We start from the raw sequence: 16,726 nt of genomic DNA, 5'->3' as shown, positions 1-16,726 counted from the left end.
GGAGACGGATTTCTTGGTCGAAAACCCATCTACCAGGGGCTTCACCTGTCTGTCACCCCAACTGACCTGCCCCGCGACCAGGTTGGAAAGGGCTCTATGACGGCCGCACGGGCTGCGGAACTACTTGAGTCATGCATTCACGCAGGTAATCGGCCGTTCGCCGCAGACGCGTGACAAGGCGCTCAATGATGAGTCACAATCGAACAGGCACCGCCGCATGCGAGCGAATCCGGAAATGAAAACGACACCCGGGGTCGAGGGTCTGCATGGAATCCGAGTCAGGTTCGCCATCGGAGAGGCGCTCCCGCCCGCCCATCCCGGCATCACGTTCCTCATGTGCGCCCTGTGAAAACAGCGCAGCATCATCCACATCGCCCATCGCCGACCACACGGGACAAGTAATGGACAGGAATGCGCTTGATATCCACCATCGAGCCTTTTCGAGCAGGCGAGCATGTCGGGCCGGCCCTCGCCGGGCCGGATTCTGTGAGAAACGATGAACCCATCGGACATGGGAGTCTGCATCCTGCTGGGCGATTCATCGCAGAACGACCTGAGTCGTTCGCACCATCTCCATCCGCTGCCCTTTGCTCTTCACGCCGAAGTCGAAGACTTCTCCTTCGCGTGGGAGCCCGCTGAAGCGGTGCAGGCTCTCTGTGACGAACGTGCAGAGGGAGCATGAGGCCATGGCTGTGCAACCACGCGCTGTTCGGAAGGCCAACGAACGGCTGCGTATCGTGATGGAAGAGGCGGGTTCCTCCAACACCGGGCTGGCCCGAAGGGTCAACTCAAGCCACCGAACGAGCCGGTTCCGTGGTCCACCACAGCATGGGAGACGGAGACTTCGACCGATTCGCCCGCGCACAACGCCAAGTGGTGTGCGCCGACGCCGTGCTGCGACCCGACAACGCCGTGTCCGAGATCGAGCGAGTGCTGGCCGCGTGCGTGCGTGAGAGCCGGCCGGGGTACGTCCGGCTGCCTCGCGACGTCGCCCTGGCTCCCGCGTCGCCGCTCGTGTCCTTGGCTGCCGCCGAGGAGCCGGTCGTCGACGAGGACAGCCTCGACGCCTTCCGTTCCGCCGCCCGGGACCGCCTCGTCGCCGCGCACAGGACCGCGGTCCTGGCCGACTTCCTGGTGGACCGGTTCAAAGCCCGCGAGGAGCTAGCCGTCCTGCTGATGGCCAGTTCCTTCCCGCACGCGGTCCTGGCGACAGGAAAGACCGTCGTCGACGAATCCTCCCCCCACTTCCTGGGCCTGTACGGCGGAGCCATGAGCAAGGCGCCGGTTCGCGCCGCCATCGACAACGCCGACCTGCTGATCCGCGCGGGAGTGCTGCTCGCCGACATGACCACGGGCAAGTTCACCCATGGCTTCGACCCGGAGGAAGGCATCGACCTCGGGATCACGGTCGCGAAGGTGGACGGCGTAGCCTTCCCCGGCGTGCCGCTGGCCAAGGCGCTGGCCGTCCTCACCGAACTGGTCGGCGGCCGCCCCCCTGCCCCCGCGCCGACGGTCGGTCCTTCATGCGGTGCACTGGCTCCCTTGACGCAGCTCGCTTCCCATACCTCGACCAAGGTCAAGGAGTCCGCCACTGCCCTCGCGCACGAGCTGTGCCCGCCGAAGTTCCTGCCACTGACCCAGTCCTATCTGTGGAAGGCGGTGGGTGCCGCCGTACAACCCGACTACACGGTCGTCGCCGACAACGGCACGTGCCTTCTCGGCATCGTCGCCCGTCGCTTCCCTCGTGGGGCCCGCTTCGTCGGACAACCGCTCTGGGCCTCCATCGGCTACGCCCTGCCCGCGCTGCTGGGCGCCCAGCTCGCCGATCCCTCCCGGCGAGGGCTGCTGCTCATCGGTGACGGCGCGGCGCAGCTCACCCTCCAGGAGCTGGGCACCATCGGCCGCCACCACCTCAAGCCCATTGTGGTGCTGGTCGACAACGACGGCTACACCGTCGAACGAATCACCCACGGCCTCCGGGCCGAGTACAACGAGATCGCGCAGTGGCGCTGGTCCAGGCTCCCGGCCGCCCTCGGCGTGCCCGACCCGTTGGTGCTGAGCGCCCGAACACCTGCCTCTTTGGACCGCGCGCTGTCGGAGGCCGCGGCCACCACCGACCGCCTCGTCCTGATCGAAGCGTTCACCAGCAAGTACGACGTTCCTCCAGCACTCAAACGCCTGGCCCTGCACCGGCCCGACAAGGCACGGTGGGTGGCCTGAGCGAGTCCGTGAACTACCGCACCGGACCCTTCCGGAAAGGACGGTCCGGGAGCGCGGTGCCCGAAGGTCTCGCCTCCGCTCCCGCCCTCGGACCGCCACACCTCGGACCCGTACCCGTACCCGCTCCCGCGAGCGAGGGCCGGTGCGAGCGCCGACCCGCCGACCTGGCAAGGAGACAGAACCAGTGAGCCCGTGTGGCAGCGAACCCTACGCATACGAGGACGAGGACTCGGATCGCAGTACCTGGCGTGCGCGGATAGCGCGGTACGCCTGCCCGGCGTGGTTCCTGCGATCGGGCCAGGCAACCGAGCGGGCCCTCCGCTCCGACGACCAGCGCTTCTCCGATCCCGCCTGGAGCTCCGATCCAGGCTACCGATGCCTGCGTCGGGCCTACGAGAAGTGGCGCCACTTGACGCTGACCGCGGCCGAGGCGCCGTTCCTGCCGGCGTGGCGTCGTCGGCAGGTGCAGTTCCTCGCCCAGATCCTCACCGACGCCATGGCTCCTACGAACTTCCTGCCGGGCAACCCGGCCGCGCTCCGCCGAGCCGCGGAAACCCGTGGCATGAGCCTGGTGCGGGGAGCGGACAACTTCATGGACGACCTGGTGCACCGCCGGGGACGCCCGGCCAAGACACTGCCCGGCACCCATCGCGTCGGCCGGGACCTCGCTGCCACTCCCGGCCGGGTCGTGTACCGCAACGACCTGATGGAAGTACTCCAGTACGAGCCGCAGACCGCAGAAGTGCACCAGGTCCCTCTGCTGCTCGTCCCCGCGTGGGTGAACAAGTTCTACATCTTCGACCTGGCCCCGGGCCGCAGTATCACCGAGTGGGCGGTACGCGAGGGCTTCACTGTGTTCACCGTCAGTTTTCGCGACCCCGGGCCCGACCAGGCCGGCTTTGGCCTGGACGACTACTTCCTGCGCGCTCCCGTGCGCGCCATGGATGTCGTCCAGGAGATCACGGGATCGCCACGGGTCCACCTGGTGGGGGCGTGCGCCGGCGGCATGCTCGCTGCGGCCACGGCGGCCTGGTTCACGGCGGAAGGCAAGGCAAGGGTGGCATCGCTGACCCTCCTCATGTCCGCCATGGATTTCACGAAGGAAACCGGAGACGAGAAGCCGCCGCCCATGGAGACAAGCCTCCTGACGCGTATGCTCTCGAATCGCAAAGGGCTGGTCGACGGTGAGAGAATCAGCTTCCTCTTCGATCTGCTGCGGTCCCCGGACACCATATGGCAGCCCCTTGCCCTCGGTTGGCTCATGGGGGAGAGGCCCCGTCCCTTCGACATCCTGACGTGGAGCGAGGACGGAATAGACGTACCCGGACCGCTTTTCGAGCAGATGTTGCGCATCACAGCGGAGAACACACTGGCTCGTGGCCTGATGACGATCAAGGACAGGACCATCGATCTCTCCACGGTCACCCAGGACGCCTTCGTGGTGGCCGGATCACGCGACCACATCATCTCCTGGGAAACGGTGTACAGGAGCGCCCGGCTGCTCGGCGGTGAGGTCGCGTTCCACCTCGTCCCCTCCGGACACGCGGGAAGCATCATCAGCCCGCCACGCCCCAGAGCCGAATACCGCACCGGCCGGGTCGGGCTTCCCGCAGATCCCCGGAACTGGTGGGCCGGCTCTTCGACACACCACGAGTCCTGGTGGCAGTCATGGTCACGGTGGCTCGTTCCCCGGTCGGGTCCGCCCGTCCGCGGCCGGACGACGGGCAGCGCCCGCCACCCCGCCGGAGCTCCGGCACCCGGTCGCTACGTCCTGTCCCGGTGACTCGGGACGCCGGCACACCGGTGAAGTCCCGGCCGTCACACCGGATGGCCGGCCACACCCACACGGCACAGGCCATGTGTCCGACGCGAGGAGAAGCAGTATGACCACGTTCGATCACGACGCCGCGTTCACGGCCTTCGACTCCACCGCGGTCGAGCACGAGCAGGTCCTCCTCATGCAGGACTCCGTCTCGGGTCCGCGGGCCGTCGTCGCCCTCCACTCCACCGCGCTGGGCCCGGCCCTGGGGGGCACCCGCTTCCAGACGTACACCAGCGACGGGGAAGCCGTCAGGGACGCGTTGAACCTGTCACGGGGCATGTCCTACAAGAACGCCCTGGCCGGACTGGACTTCGGCGGCGGCAAGGCCGTCATCATCGGGGACCCGGAACAGGACAAGACGGAACCCCTGCTGTTGGCCTACGGCCGCCTCGTGGCGTCCCTGGGCGGCCGGTACACGACCGCTTGTGATGCCGGTACCTACGCGGCGGACATGGATGTGATAGCCCGAGTGTGTCCGTGGACCGTGAGTCGTTCGTCGCACATCGGTGGTGCGAGAGACTCTTCGGCCGCCACGGCCACCGGAGTGCTCCAGGGAATGAGGGCGGCCGCCCGTCACCGCTGGGGCACGTCCAGCCTGCGGGGCCGGACAGTCGGTGTCGCGGGGCTGGGCAAGGTCGGCCACCTACTGGTGGAGCTTCTCCTCGCCGAGGGCGCCCGCGCGGTGGTCACCGACGTCCGTCAGGCTCCTGTGCGCCGCACAGCGGAGAAGTTCCCGCAGGTCACCGTCGTGGAGGACAACGAAGCGCTCATCCGGTTCGCAAGCGGTCTGGACATCTACGCCCCCTGTGCCCTGGGCGGGGTGCTGGACGAGGCGGTCGTGCCGGTGCTGACCGCCGAAGTGGTCTGCGGTGCGGCCAACAACCAACTGGCCCGTCCCGCGATGGAGAAGCAACTGGCGGATCGCGGAATCCTCTACGTCCCGGACTATGTCGCCAACGCCGGTGGCGTGATCCAGGCCGCCGGAGACCTGCGCGGGCTCACACCCCGCCAGAGCGCGGCGAAGGTGGAACGCATCTTCGATACCACCCTGGCGCTCCTGGAGCACGCCGAGGCCGAGGGCATGCTGCCGGGCACCGCCGCCGACCGAACAGCCGAACAGCGCATCGCCGCCGCCGCGGACGCGCGGGCGAGAGGGCCTCAGGCGCTTCTACAGCGGTGACCGCAAGGAGCGGACGGTGCCGGCCGCGGGCGGACGCTGCCTTCACCCGGACGCGATCACGTCGCCGCACCGACCGCGCTGACCGAACCGGCCCCTTGCCCGGCCCGCGCTTCGGGGCCCCTAACCGGAAGAGGACCGCTCATGCCCGGAACCGATCAACCACGTCGCGTATCAACGCTCGGGAGGACTCTGATCGACAAGGTGTGGGACAGCAAGGTCGTGCACTCCGGGCCCGACGAGCCGGATCTGCTCTACATCGATCTTCATCTCATCCATGAGGCCAGTTCGCCGCAGGCCTTCGACGGGCTCAGGATCTCCGGACGTTCCGTTCGCCGGCCCGACCTGACGCTGGCTGTGGAGGATCACAACGTCCCCACCGACTCGCTGGTGATCACTGACGGGATGAGTCGCAGGCAGATCGAGAAACTGCGCGAGAACTGCGCGGAGGCCGGGATCAGGCTCTTCCGTCTCGGCGACCGCGAACAGGGCATCGTGCACGTCGTCGGACCGCAGTACGGCTTCATACAGCCCGGGATGTCGGTGGTGTGCGGCGACAGCCACACCTCCACCCACGGCGCGTTCGGGGCGCTCGCGTTCGGCGTCGGCACCAGCGACGTGGAACATGTCCTCGCCACGCAGACGATGCAGTTGACCCGGCCGATGACCATGTCGGTCGAGTTCACCGGCACCCTGCCGCCCGACGTCAGCGCCAAGGACCTGATCCTCGCCCTCATCGCCAGGATCGGCGCCAACGGCGCCAACGGCCATGTCATCGAGTACTCCGGGGCTCCGCTGGCCCGGATGTCGATGGAAGGCCGGATGACCATGTGCAATATGAGCATCGAGGCGGGCGCGCGGGCCGGTCTGATCGCCCCGGATCAGATCACCTTCGACTACCTGGCCGGTCTGCCCGCCGCCCCCAGGGGCGAGGCCTGGGACGAGGCCGTCGCCTACTGGAAGACGCTCGCCACCGACCCCGGCACCCGGTTCGACCACACGGTGCGGTTGGACGTCGGCGAGCTGACGCCCTATGTCACCTGGGGCACCAACCCCGGCCAGGCCGTCCCGCTCGGCGACCAGGTGCCCGAGCCCGCTGCCTTCGCCGACCCGGAGCAGCGAGCCGCAGCCCGACGGGCCCTCGTCTACATGGGGCTGGTGCCGGGCACGCGTATGGACGCCATCGAGATCGACACGGTGTTCGTCGGCTCATGCACCAACGGCAGGATCGAGGACCTGCGCGCGGTGGCCGACGTCCTGCGCGGCCGGAGGATCGCCGACAGCGTGGACATGCTGGTCGTCCCGGGCTCGATGGCGGTCCGCCGACAGGCGGAGGAGGAGGGCCTGCACGAGGTGTTCACCGCTTCGGGCGCACAGTGGCGGCTCTCCGGCTGCTCGATGTGTCTCGGCATGAACACCGACCGGCTGATCGGGGCCAAACGCTGCGCGTCCACATCGAACCGCAACTACGAGGGGCGACAGGGCGCTCAGGCGCGTACCCACCTGGTCTCGCCCGCGGTCGCGGCCGCCACCGCCGTGACCGGCCGGCTCGCCGCGCCGAGCAACCTTCTGTGACCAGTGTCCTGCCGCGGCCGGGCGGCACCCCGACGCCACCGACCCCGGCATGACCCGCCTGGCACCATCCCCCACCGAAGCTGGAGCACCGTCACCGATGAAACCACTGGCTCTGCACACGGGCCGGGCCATGTCGCTGCGCCGCGGCGATGTGGACACCGACCAGATCATTCCCGCCGAGTTCTGCAAGCGGCTCACCAAGAGCGGCTTCGAGGACGCGCTGTTCGCCACGTGGCGCGCGGATGCCGGCTTCCCGTTGAACGACCCGCTGCGCCAGGACGCGACCGTCCTGGTCGCCGCCCACAACTTCGGCACCGGTAGTTCCCGTGAGCATGCGGTGTGGGCCCTGCGCGACTGGGGCTTCCGCGCCGTCGTGGCAAGCAGTTTCGGTGACATCTTCCGCCGCAACGCTCTCAAGAACGGCGTCCTGGCCGTGGAGTTGCCGGCTCGGTCGATCGAGGGTCTCGCCGCCCGGGTCGAGGCGGACCCGGCGTTCGAGATCACCGTCGACCTGGAGGCATGCGAGCTACGGGCCGACGGGCACAGTCATCCCTTCGAGGTGGAACGACGTGCCCGTTGGCTGCTGCTCAACGGCTACGACGACATCGCGGTGACCCTCCACCACCACGAGGCGATCTCCGGCTACGAAACCACCCGGCCGAGCTGGTTGCCCCGCATCGACGCGGCCGGGACAGGGCTGCTCGACCGGGCCTGAACTTCGGTCTGCTCGACCATGTCGACGCCGAGAGGTATCCGGCGGACGGAGTGGGACTGAGCGACGCGGACCTCGACCGCATCCGGGCCGGCGACGCCGTCCTGCTGGGCGCCGTCGGTGATGCCCGAGTCGACCACACCGACTACGTACGCAGTGTGCTGCTGCGGCTGCGCTTCGAGCTGGACCTGTACGAGAACCACCGGCCGGCGAAGCTGCGGGTCTGTACGCCGGAACGGGTGGAGTGCTGCGGCCGCGAACGCCGTTCGAAACGACCATGGACGTCGAGATCAACACCCATCACGGCGTGTCCCGGATCATCGACTACGCGTTCTCTGTCGCCCGCCGATCGATGTGCATGGTCGGCAAGTCCGACCGGTCGACGGCTCGGTCGGCCCCTCAACAGCCGCGCCGCCGGGGGACCGAGCGGAAGTGGGGGCGGGGGTGAGGCGGGTCCAGCCGGCGGGTGGGGCCAGGAGCGTGCGGACGTGAGGTTTGCGGGCGCGCAGCCGCACGTGTCCCCGGTAGCCCTGGAGGATGAGATGGCCGAGGTGTTCGAGGGCCTTGAGCGCGAAGCCGTTCGCTGGGCACATGCCCTCGCCTTTGCCGAAGGGGAGGTAGGAGCGCCGCTGGGCGTCGGTCGGTCGCTCCCAGCGCGAGGGGCAAAAGTCCAGGGGCCTGTCCCATACGGCCGCCGACCGGTGGATCGCGTGCGTACCGATCAGGACGTGCTCGCCCGCGCGGACCCGGGAGCCTGCCATGTCGTGGTCGGCGGCAGCCACTCTGACCAGGCGCCAGGCAGTCGGATACAGCCGCAGCGCCTCCCTGACCAGTCGATGGACCTGCTCCTGCCGCACCGCCGGGGTGTCGTAGCCGTGCCTGATGCCGAGCAGCACCGTCCATTCGAGGGTCACACCGGTGAAGCCGACCGTGGACAGGACGAGGCGTTGCAGCAACTGCGCGCGATCGGCCGGGGTCAGTTCTCCGGGCAGGCCCAGCACCAGGTCGACCAGGTCCTGCGCGCCGCTCTCCCGGGCCGGCAGTCGGCCGAGCTGTTCGGCGAGCCCGGCCCGGATGGCGGGTACCGTACGGTGCGAGCGCCTCAGTACATGGCCGACGATGTCGTCGGCGACGACGCTCGACGTGACATAGGCGTCGACGAGCGCGTTGATCTCGGTATGGCGCCGGTGCGCGATGACGGGGGCGAAGTACCGCCGGACCAGCTCGACACCCCAGCCCTGGTGCCGCAGACGGCCGCGGCCGTCACACACCTCGCCGAGGGCGGAGTCGAGGTCGAACGACGACGCGAGGTCGTGCCGGGCCAGGACTTCGAGCAACTCGCGGGAGGCTGCGCCCCGGACCGCCTGGGGCAGGGACCGCGGTCCGAGGCGGAAGAAGCCGGACTGGGACAGGTAGTCGTCGGCCGAGTCGACCAGGACGTCCCGGGCCGAGTCGGCATCGGCCACGAAGAGGGTGCCGAAGCGGAGCCTGAACGGACCGTCGCGCTCCGCGGCCTGCTTCTCCCACCGCCGCAGTTGCGGCCACAGGCTCTTCCTGTCAAGGAGCATGGGTCGTCCGCCCGTCTGACGGAGGACGGGACGCGTGGCGGCCCGGCCACTCGTCCCGTCCCTTCGCGGAGAGGACGTCAGGCGTTGCGCCCGTACCTGTCGCCGTACTGGTTGCGGCGCGCACGCGCCTCACCGCTGAGCGCCCGAAGGCTGCTGATGATCCATGCCATCGCGGCTTCCCTCCTTGTCGGCCGGGGCTGTACCTGGCCCGGCTGCCCAGCGTCAGTCCTGCTTCCCGTAACCGACGAAATACCCGTGCCACCGTGCACGCATCTCACCGCTGAGCGCCCGAAGGCTGCTGGTAACCCACGACATGTGGTTCTCCTTGTCGATCGGTGCCCTTGGACTGCGCCGCGGATACGGCATCCCGGCGGCCCACCGCTGGGGGCTCGACGCTACTCCCACGGCAGGAGCTGGGTGACTGCCGGAATCGGCCAAAGACGGTGGTGCTCCCGGGGTGGGCCGGCCGCGTTGCGACCCTCGACAACGTCGACCACGCCGACCACGCCGATATCAGTCGTACAGCCCGTGTCCAGGGTTCGGAGTCGGGACCGAAGGCCGGGTAGTCGGTGTTTCGCTGGTCAGGCAAGCCGGTTGAAGGACTTAGGTGTGGAGCGGCGGTGTTCGTTCGTACGGGCAGTCGTCCAGGACAGTCAGGCCCGGGTAGCCGACGGGACCGTACGGGCTTCAGCCCTCCGCGTCCGCGAACCTCGCCGCGAGCTCGCGATGCCTGTCTGCGGCCGACTTCGCCTGGGCAGGGCTGATGGTCGATCCCGGCATGCCGCCGAGGCGCTCGACCTCGTCCGCGAAGCGCAGGTGCCCGCGCCGGGCGTGCTCCCGGCAGGCGAGGCAGGTGACGTTGTCCGGGCTCGGCGAGGTCATCGCGTACGGCACCCGCAGCCCGCATCCGGTAGTGACGAGGCTCGGCAGGTCACCAGCCAGACCGAAGGTGGACGCCACCACGCCGCGGACGGCGGCATCGCGGCGGACCACATCCGACTCGACATGGACGTGCGGATCGTTCCCGTACACGTGTCCTCCCTGCCCGGCGACCGGACTTCCCGGGAGCATCCCCCGGCCGGTCGCACACCGCAGGACGACTTACCCATGTTACGGGCCGGCCGCACTCCAGCGCAGCACCAGAAGTCCGACGGGAACTGTGGAATGTTCTTGGCGGGTGGGGGCAGGGCATGACGCGGGAAAAGGCACGTCCCGAGGGGGGTAAATCAGCAAGCGGTGCTGCTCATCGCGGGGCTGGCCGATCTGGCGGCGAGCACCCGGGGTTCCGCGCGGATTGCCCGACCTGGCGCGGATCGAGGCGGATCGGGAAGGTGAGGAGAGCGAGAGTCAGCTCGGCTCACTCATTCGAGTGGAGAGACGCGACTTCCTGGTTCGGGCATGGGCACGACATGAATACGGTGGGTCGGTGTCCGAAGCCCTTCGTGCTCATGTCACGGCCGTCGCGGTTCATCTGCCGTCCCGTTACCGGACTCTGGACGAGAGCCGCCTCAAAATCGCCGCCAGTGGTGACTACGCCCCGCCGCCCGGCTTTCTGGAAGACCTCACCGGGGTGCGTGGTGTACATGTGCGCGAGGACGGGGAGAACGCCTCGGACCTCGCGGCGGCGGCCGCGTGCGCGGCACTCGACGAAGCGGGCATAAGGATCAAGGACATCGATCTGCTGCTGTTCGCGGCCACCGCTACGGACATGATCGAACCCGCCACCTCCCATCTGGTGGCGGTCAAACTGGGCGCCTGCTGCCCTGTGTTCGACGTCAAGAACGCCTGCAACAGCTTCCTCAACGCCATGGAAGTGGCCGCGTCCTTCATGGCGGCCGGCCGCTACCGCACGATCCTCATCGCCTGCGGCGAGGTGGGGTCCATGGTCACCCGCTGGAACGTGCCCGACCGACAGGCGCTGTTGCGCGCCCTGCCCGGATACACGGCCTCCGACGCCGGCGCGGCCATGGTCCTCACCGCCGCTCCCGTGGCGGACGGCCGAGGCATCCTGGACATGCGTTTCATCAGCAACTCCGCCGCCTGGGAGTCCTGCACCGTGGCAGGCGGCGGCACCCTGCACGGGCGCTCAGTACACGACGACCATGCCACCCTGCGCGTGAACGGGGACCTGCGCCAGGGTGCGTTCGACGCGCTCCCCGAAATCCTGGAGGCCGCGGGAGAGCTGCTCGCCGCCGCACGCGCCGGTGTTTTCGTGGCCTTCCACCAGACCGCCATGCCGCAGTACCGCGACACGATCAACACGCTGTCCCTACCCGAGGAGCGGTGCATGCCCGCGGTGGCCGGGCACGGCAACTGCGCGGCCGCCTCCCTCCCCCTGCAATTGGTCAAGGCCCGGGAGACCGGTCGGGTCGCAGAGGGGGACGTCGTGTCGATGATCGGCCTGGCCAGCGGTTTCAGCTTCGGCATGGCTCTCGTCCGGTGGTGACTCCCCGGGCCTGCCGTGTCACGGTGCGACGGTCCGCGGTCCTGGACCGGACGATGCCGGGCTACCCGGCCCCGTGCCACTGGCGGCGGGTACCGGCGACCGGGCAGCACTATCTCGATGCCGGCGCCGGTGATCCGGTGCTGTTCCCGCACGGCAACCCGTCATGGAGCTACGTCTGGCGCAAACTCGTCGCACAGCTCTCCCCGCACGTCCGGTGCCTGGTCCCGGACCTGCCGGGCTTCGGCCTGTCCCGGCACCTGCGGGCGGCCTCCGCACCCGCCGCCCTCTATCGGACGCGACTGGACCACCTGGACGCCCTCCACCGGCACCTGGTCGGTGACCGGGGACTGCCGGAGCGGGGCTGGACGTTCGTCGTGCACGACTGGGGCGGCCCGCTCGGCATCGCTTGGTCCCTGCGGCAGCCGGGCGTGATGGCGCGTCTCGTCGTCTGCAACACGGTCGCCTTCCCCTGGCCGGCCGGTTTCCGGCTGCCGTTCTCGCTGCGCTGCATCCGCGACAGCACGCTCGTGGCCGACGCCGTGCATCTCACCAACGGCTTCGCCCGCGCCGCCGTTCGCATCGGTGTCCACCACCGGCTGCCCGCGGCGGAGCGGCGCGCGTTCCTCAGACCCTTCGCCCGCCGGGCCGAACGCCGGGCCGTCACCGACGCGGTGCGTGCCATCCCCCGCGACACCACGGACCCGGCCTGGAAGCTCCTCGAACCCACCCGGCCCGGAACCGGCCCGGAATCGGTGCCCCTGCTGATCGGCTGGGGCATGCGTGATCCCGTATTCACTCCGCTCGTGCTGGCGGAATGGGCACGCCGCTACCCGCACGCCGTCATCCACCGATTCCCCGACGCGGGCCACTTCGTGATGGAGGACGCCGCCGACGAATTCGGCGCCCGCGTCCGCGACTTCCTGCGAGGACCCCCATGCCCATGACCGTGCTCGACATCCTCGCGCGTCTGGCCGATGAGCCCGACGCCACCGCGCTCATCCGGCACCGCGAGGGGAGCGCCCGGACGACCAGCAGACGTGACCTGCTCGGTGCCAGTCACACCGTCGCGCACGTCCTGCGCGACGCCGGTGTCCGGACCGGCCACAAGGCCGTCGTCATGACCCGCGACGCCCACGACCTCTCGGTCGTCACCTACGCGCTGATCACCCTCGGTGCCGTCCCCGTCCTGATCGAGCCGCGCGCCGCGGTGGGCCGCTGCCTGCAAGACGTCGCCCCGGACCTCTTCATCGGCAAACCCTGGCCCACCTCGGGCGCAGGCTCCTGGGCTGGGGCCGCCCGCGCGTACGGACAGCCCTGGTCACCGGCGCGACATGGATGCCCTCGGGTAAACGCCTGGTGACCGGGACACCGGCCGCCCATGGCCCCTGGCCGCCACCGCGGGAACCCGATGCCGACGACCTCGCCGTGATCGCCTTCACCTCCGGCTCCACCGGCCGCCCCCGAGGCGCGGAGTACCGCCACGCCACCCTGGCCGGACAGCTCGACGCCCTCACGACGCTGCTGTCCCCCCGGCCCGACGACGTCCTCCTCGCCGGATTCCTGCCGATCGCGATCCTCGGCCCGCTTCTCGGCCCGGCCACCGTCGTCCCGGCCGTGAACCACCTGGCCCCGGCCCGCACACCCCCGGAGGAACTCGTCGAGCCGGTCCTGAAGCACGCAGTCACCACCATTCTCGCCTCGCCCGCCGTCCTCGGCCTGCTCGCCGGTCACTGGGCCCGGCACGGAGTCGCCCTGCCCTCGGTCCGGCGCATCCTCTCCTTCGGCGCCCCGCTGCGCACCCGCCTCGCCGACGCCCTGCGCCGGGCCGTCCCGGACGACGCCGAGATCCTCAGCGTCTACGGCGCCACCGAATGCCTGCCCGTCTCCGCGATCAACGACCACGACCTGCGGGAGTCCCTCCGCCGGCCACCCGACGGTCACGCCGGGACCTGCCTGGGCAAGCCCCTGCCCGGCATCCACGCGCGGATTCTGGAGGCCGACCGCACCGGCCTCGGGGAGATCGCCGTCCGCGGCCCCACCGTCAGCCCCGCCTACCACGCGCGCCCCGACGCCGACGCGGCCACCAAGAGCGCCACCGGCCTCGGAGTGCTGCACCGCACCGGAGACCTCGGCCGACTCGACGACCAGGGACGGCTGTGGTACCTCGGCCGCAAGGTCCACCTCGTCACCGGCCCCGGCTTCACCCTGACCACCGAGGACGTCGAGATCGCGGCGGACGCCGCACCCGGAGTCCGCCGCACCGCCCTGGTCGGCGTCGGACCGGCCCTGTGCCAGTTGCCCGTGCTGTGCGTCGAGGCCGCGCCCTCCGCACGAGGGAGCGCGGTACTGGCAGCGGTCCGCGCCGTCCTGCGCGACCACCCGGAAGGACACCGCGTCGGCGCGCTGATGCTGCATCCGGGCTTTCCCACCGACCCCCGGCACAACTCCAAGATCGACCGGTTGCGGCTGGCCGGCTGGGCCGCCAAGCGCCTGCGCGGGAGGACACCGTGAAGGTACTGGTCACCGGGGGAAGCGGCTTCCTGGGCGGGGAGATCTGCCGCCAACTCACCGCGTGCGGCACCACCACGTCCTCCCTGTGCCGCCGTCCCAGCGCCGCTCTGGAACAGATGGGCGTACGGCAGCACCTGGGCGACCTCACCGATCCCGACGCGGTCTCCCGCGCGGTCGCCGGGTGCGACGCCGTCATCCACAACGCCGCCCTGGCCGGGGTCAGCGGTTCACCGGGGCCCTACTGGGCCACCAACGTCACCGGCACCCGCCACGTCATCACACAGTGCCGTGCCCACCGGATTCGCACGCTGCTGTACACGTCGACCGCCAGCGTCGTCTTCCGGCCCGGCGGCCTGGAAGGCGTCAGCGAGGACCTGCCCTACCCGCCCCGTCACCTGGCCGCCTACCCGGCCACGAAGGCCCGCGCCGAGGCCCTCGTCCTGGCCGCCCACAGCGCCGACCTGACCACCGTCTCCCTGCGCCCGCACATCATCTGGGGCCCGGGTGACCCCCACTTCGTCCCCTCCCTCACGCGTGCGGTCCGCGCCGGCCGTCTGCTGATGCCCGGCGACGGAACCAACCTCATCGACACCACCCATCTCCGCACCGCGGCCCACGCGCACCTCCTCGCGCTGGGCCGCCTCCGGCAGTCACCGGCGGCCGGCGGCCGTGCCTACTTCATCAGCCAGGGCGACCCGCGTCCCCTGCGCGAGATCGCCCAGCACCTGTTGCGGGCCGTCGGAGTCAGTGCCAGGTGGTGCGCCGTACCGCCCCGACTCGCGCGGGCCGCGAGCACCCTCGGCGACATCGCCCTGCGGCTGACGGGCAGTTCCCGCACCCATGTCCTGAGCCGCTTCCTGGTCGAGGAACTCCTCCAGCCGCACCACTTCGACATCGGCGCGGCACGCCGCGAACTCGGTTTCGAACCGCCGGTCGGCCTCGACGCCGGGCTCGCCGAACTCTCCCGGAGCGCCCTGACTTCTCCCGGACGGCAACGAGGATAGGAGCCACCGTGCCGGACACCTACCAGCGCCTCTGTTCCCTCCTGACCAGCACTTTCCGCATCCCGGAGGAACAGATCGAACCGTGCAGCACTTTGCAGCAACTGGACCTGGACTCCCTCGCCCTGGCGGAACTGTCCCTCGTCATCCACGAGGAGTTCGGGGTGCGGATCACCACGGAGCAAGCCACACCCGACACCACCGTCGCCGACATCATCGAGCGCCTGGACGCCCCGCAGGCCCGAACCGCCGAAACGGTGGACCCCCTCGTGACAGCGCCAGTCGCCATCACCGGACTCGGCCTGTGCACTCCCGGCGGAGCGGACGTCGACACCACATGGGACTCGGTCTGCCGCGGCGTGAGCACCGCGACACCCGACCCGGCACTGACCGGACTGCCCGTCGACTTCTCCTGCAGGGTCCCGTCCGCGCCCGAGACCGTGGACCGGAGCATCGGACGCGCCGCCTGGCGCATGTCCCGGACCGCGAAGCTGGCCGTGCTCGCGGCCCGTGAGGCAGTCGACGACGCCGGCCTCGATCCGGCGTCCTGGGACGGCGACCGGATCGCCGTCGTCATCGGCTGTGGCCTCGGCGCGGACTCGGTACGCGAGGAGCAGGCCAGACGACTGCGGGAGCTGGGACCCGACATGATCTCCGCGCTCACCATCTCCCAGATCATCCCGAACATGCCGACCGGCGAGGTCTCCATCGACCTGGGGGCGCGCGGCCCCAGCCTCGCGCCGGCCACCGCGTGCGCCTCCGGCGCCACAGCGATCGCGGTGGCCCGGGATCTGCTGCTCTCCGGGCAGTGCGACATCGTCGTGGCCGGCGGTACGGAATCCGCCATCAGCCCGCTTTCGATCACGGCATTCTGGCGTCTCGGCGCCCTGTCCCGGCGTTCCGACGCGGTCCGTGAGGCATCCCGGCCGTTCGCCGCGGACCGGGACGGGTTCGTCCTCGCGGAGGGGGCCGACGTCCTGGTCCTGGAACGCGCCGCGGACGCCGCCGCACGCGGCGCCCGCGTCCGCGCCCGGCTCGCGGGCTGCGGCAGCACCTCGGACGCCCACCACCCCACCGCACCGGCGCCGGACGCCCGCGGCGCGGAGGCAGCCCTGCGCATCGCCCTGACCGAGGCGGGGCTGGCCCCGCCGGACATCGACCACGTCAACGCCCACGGCACCTCCACCCCGCTCAACGACGCGGGCGAAGCAGCCATGATCGCCCGTGTGCTGCCGCACCGCCCCAGCATCACGGCCCCGAAGGGCGTGCTCGGCCACAGTTGCGGAGCCGCGGGGGCCATCGAGGCGGCCCTGACCGCCCTGACCCTCCAGCACCGCACCGTGCCCCCGATCGCCAACCTCCACGCCGCCGCCCCCGGGTTCGACCTCGACTGCGTCACCGGACAGCCCCGCGGGCAGGAACTGCGCACCGCCGTCAGCCATTCCTTCGGTTCCGGCGGCCACAACGTGGTCCTCGCGCTGACGCGGGCTTGAGCTCGTGTGATTCCTGGTGGGCTCACGTGCAGCCGGTCATGGTCACGAAGACGATCGCGGCCAGCACTTCACGGTCGCCGTGCCGGCGTCGGCCGCAGCCCTGAGGCCGCGAGGGTGCCTCCGGCACCACGCGCTGGAACAGTTCGCACAACTCGTCCGGCACCAGCCGCTCAACGATCCCCGCCACGGCCGACAGTCACC

General features: G+C 70.2%; 13 protein-coding genes and 1 pseudogene. 11 read left to right on the top strand and 3 right to left on the bottom strand.

Annotated features, from left to right (window positions below):
- The first annotated feature begins 828 nt into the window (after positions 1–828).
- The 5 genes from ACFY32_RS32560 (at position 829) to leuD (ending at position 7,509) form a co-directional block, all read left to right on the top strand.
- A complete protein-coding gene (locus tag ACFY32_RS32560; RefSeq protein WP_390676200.1) occupies positions 829–2,220 on the top strand; it encodes an alpha-keto acid decarboxylase family protein in 1,392 nt (463 codons plus the stop codon).
- Positions 2,221–2,362: 142 nt separating this feature from the next.
- A complete protein-coding gene (locus ACFY32_RS32555; protein WP_390676199.1) occupies positions 2,363–4,003 on the top strand; it encodes a PHA/PHB synthase family protein in 1,641 nt (546 codons plus the stop codon).
- 100 nt (positions 4,004–4,103) lie between these two features.
- Entirely contained in the window at positions 4,104–5,222 is a 1,119-nt protein-coding gene (locus ACFY32_RS32550) for a Leu/Phe/Val dehydrogenase (protein ID WP_390676198.1), read from the top strand.
- A gap of 141 nt (positions 5,223–5,363) precedes the next feature.
- On the top strand, positions 5,364–6,794 hold the full coding sequence (gene leuC / locus ACFY32_RS32545; protein WP_390676197.1) for a 3-isopropylmalate dehydratase large subunit: 1,431 nt from the start codon (positions 5,364–5,366) through the stop codon (positions 6,792–6,794).
- A 97-nt stretch (positions 6,795–6,891) separates the two neighbouring features.
- Positions 6,892–7,509, top strand: a complete 618-nt coding sequence (leuD, locus tag ACFY32_RS32540; RefSeq protein ID WP_359198772.1) for a 3-isopropylmalate dehydratase small subunit — start codon at positions 6,892–6,894, stop codon at positions 7,507–7,509.
- Positions 7,510–7,823: 314 nt separating this feature from the next.
- Here leuD and ACFY32_RS32535 read toward each other — a convergent pair whose 3' ends face one another.
- Positions 7,824–9,074 (bottom strand): cytochrome P450, encoded by a 1,251-nt coding sequence (locus ACFY32_RS32535; RefSeq protein ID WP_390676196.1) that lies wholly within the window; start codon positions 9,072–9,074, stop codon positions 7,824–7,826.
- Positions 9,075–9,761: 687 nt separating this feature from the next.
- Entirely contained in the window at positions 9,762–10,106 is a 345-nt protein-coding gene (locus ACFY32_RS32530) for a hypothetical protein (RefSeq protein WP_359198766.1), read from the bottom strand.
- A gap of 394 nt (positions 10,107–10,500) precedes the next feature.
- On the opposite strand from ACFY32_RS32530, the gene ACFY32_RS32525 reads away from it, so the two are divergent.
- Genes ACFY32_RS32525 through ACFY32_RS32500 form a run of 6 tightly spaced genes read left to right on the top strand, consistent with a single transcriptional unit; the run spans position 10,501 to position 16,525 of the window.
- Positions 10,501–11,520 carry a 3-oxoacyl-ACP synthase III family protein gene (locus ACFY32_RS32525; protein ID WP_390676195.1) on the top strand — a complete coding sequence of 340 codons (1,020 nt, stop codon included), beginning with the start codon at positions 10,501–10,503 and terminating at the stop codon, positions 11,518–11,520.
- Positions 11,521–11,543: 23 nt separating this feature from the next.
- A complete protein-coding gene (locus ACFY32_RS32520) occupies positions 11,544–12,464 on the top strand; it encodes an alpha/beta fold hydrolase (protein ID WP_390676194.1) in 921 nt (306 codons plus the stop codon).
- Entirely contained in the window at positions 12,461–12,880 is a 420-nt protein-coding gene (locus ACFY32_RS32515; RefSeq protein ID WP_390676193.1) for an AMP-binding protein, read from the top strand. Before ACFY32_RS32520 ends, ACFY32_RS32515 begins: the two co-directional genes overlap by 4 nt.
- Positions 12,877–14,031, top strand: coding sequence for an AMP-binding protein (locus ACFY32_RS32510; RefSeq protein ID WP_390676192.1), 1,155 nt, complete (start codon positions 12,877–12,879; stop codon positions 14,029–14,031). The genes ACFY32_RS32515 and ACFY32_RS32510 overlap by 4 nt, the downstream gene beginning before the upstream one ends.
- Positions 14,028–15,035, top strand: a complete 1,008-nt coding sequence (locus ACFY32_RS32505) for an NAD-dependent epimerase/dehydratase family protein (protein WP_390676191.1) — start codon at positions 14,028–14,030, stop codon at positions 15,033–15,035. Before ACFY32_RS32510 ends, ACFY32_RS32505 begins: the two co-directional genes overlap by 4 nt.
- Positions 15,036–15,043: 8 nt before the next feature.
- Positions 15,044–16,525 carry a beta-ketoacyl synthase N-terminal-like domain-containing protein gene (locus tag ACFY32_RS32500; RefSeq protein ID WP_390676190.1) on the top strand — a complete coding sequence of 494 codons (1,482 nt, stop codon included), beginning with the start codon at positions 15,044–15,046 and terminating at the stop codon, positions 16,523–16,525.
- 25 nt (positions 16,526–16,550) lie between these two features.
- Here the strand turns inward: ACFY32_RS32500 and ACFY32_RS32495 are convergent.
- Positions 16,551–16,712: pseudogene (locus ACFY32_RS32495) on the bottom strand (IS5/IS1182 family transposase); the annotation flags it as partial.
- Between the last annotated feature and the right edge of the window lie 14 nt (positions 16,713–16,726).

Origin of the sequence: Streptomyces sp. NPDC000134, from assembly GCF_042899225.1 — a bacterium.
Taxonomy (GTDB): Bacteria; Actinomycetota; Actinomycetes; order Streptomycetales; family Streptomycetaceae; genus Streptomyces.
Note: the sequence above shows the minus strand (reverse complement) of the source record. Positions and strands in the feature narration are given on the sequence as shown.

What these genes read in the sequence shown, in the direction of transcription:
- ACFY32_RS32560 (WP_390676200.1), top strand. Translation starts at nt 829, where the DNA reads ATGGGAGACGGAGACTTCGACCGATTCGCCCGCGCACAACGCCAAGTG.
- ACFY32_RS32550 (WP_390676198.1), top strand. Translation starts at nt 4,104, where the DNA reads ATGACCACGTTCGATCACGACGCCGCGTTCACGGCCTTCGACTCCACC.
- leuC (WP_390676197.1), top strand. Translation starts at nt 5,364, where the DNA reads ATGCCCGGAACCGATCAACCACGTCGCGTATCAACGCTCGGGAGGACT.
- leuD (WP_359198772.1), top strand. Translation starts at nt 6,892, where the DNA reads ATGAAACCACTGGCTCTGCACACGGGCCGGGCCATGTCGCTGCGCCGC.
- ACFY32_RS32535 (WP_390676196.1), bottom strand. Translation starts at nt 9,074, where the DNA reads ATGCTCCTTGACAGGAAGAGCCTGTGGCCGCAACTGCGGCGGTGGGAG.
- ACFY32_RS32515 (WP_390676193.1), top strand. Translation starts at nt 12,461, where the DNA reads ATGACCGTGCTCGACATCCTCGCGCGTCTGGCCGATGAGCCCGACGCC.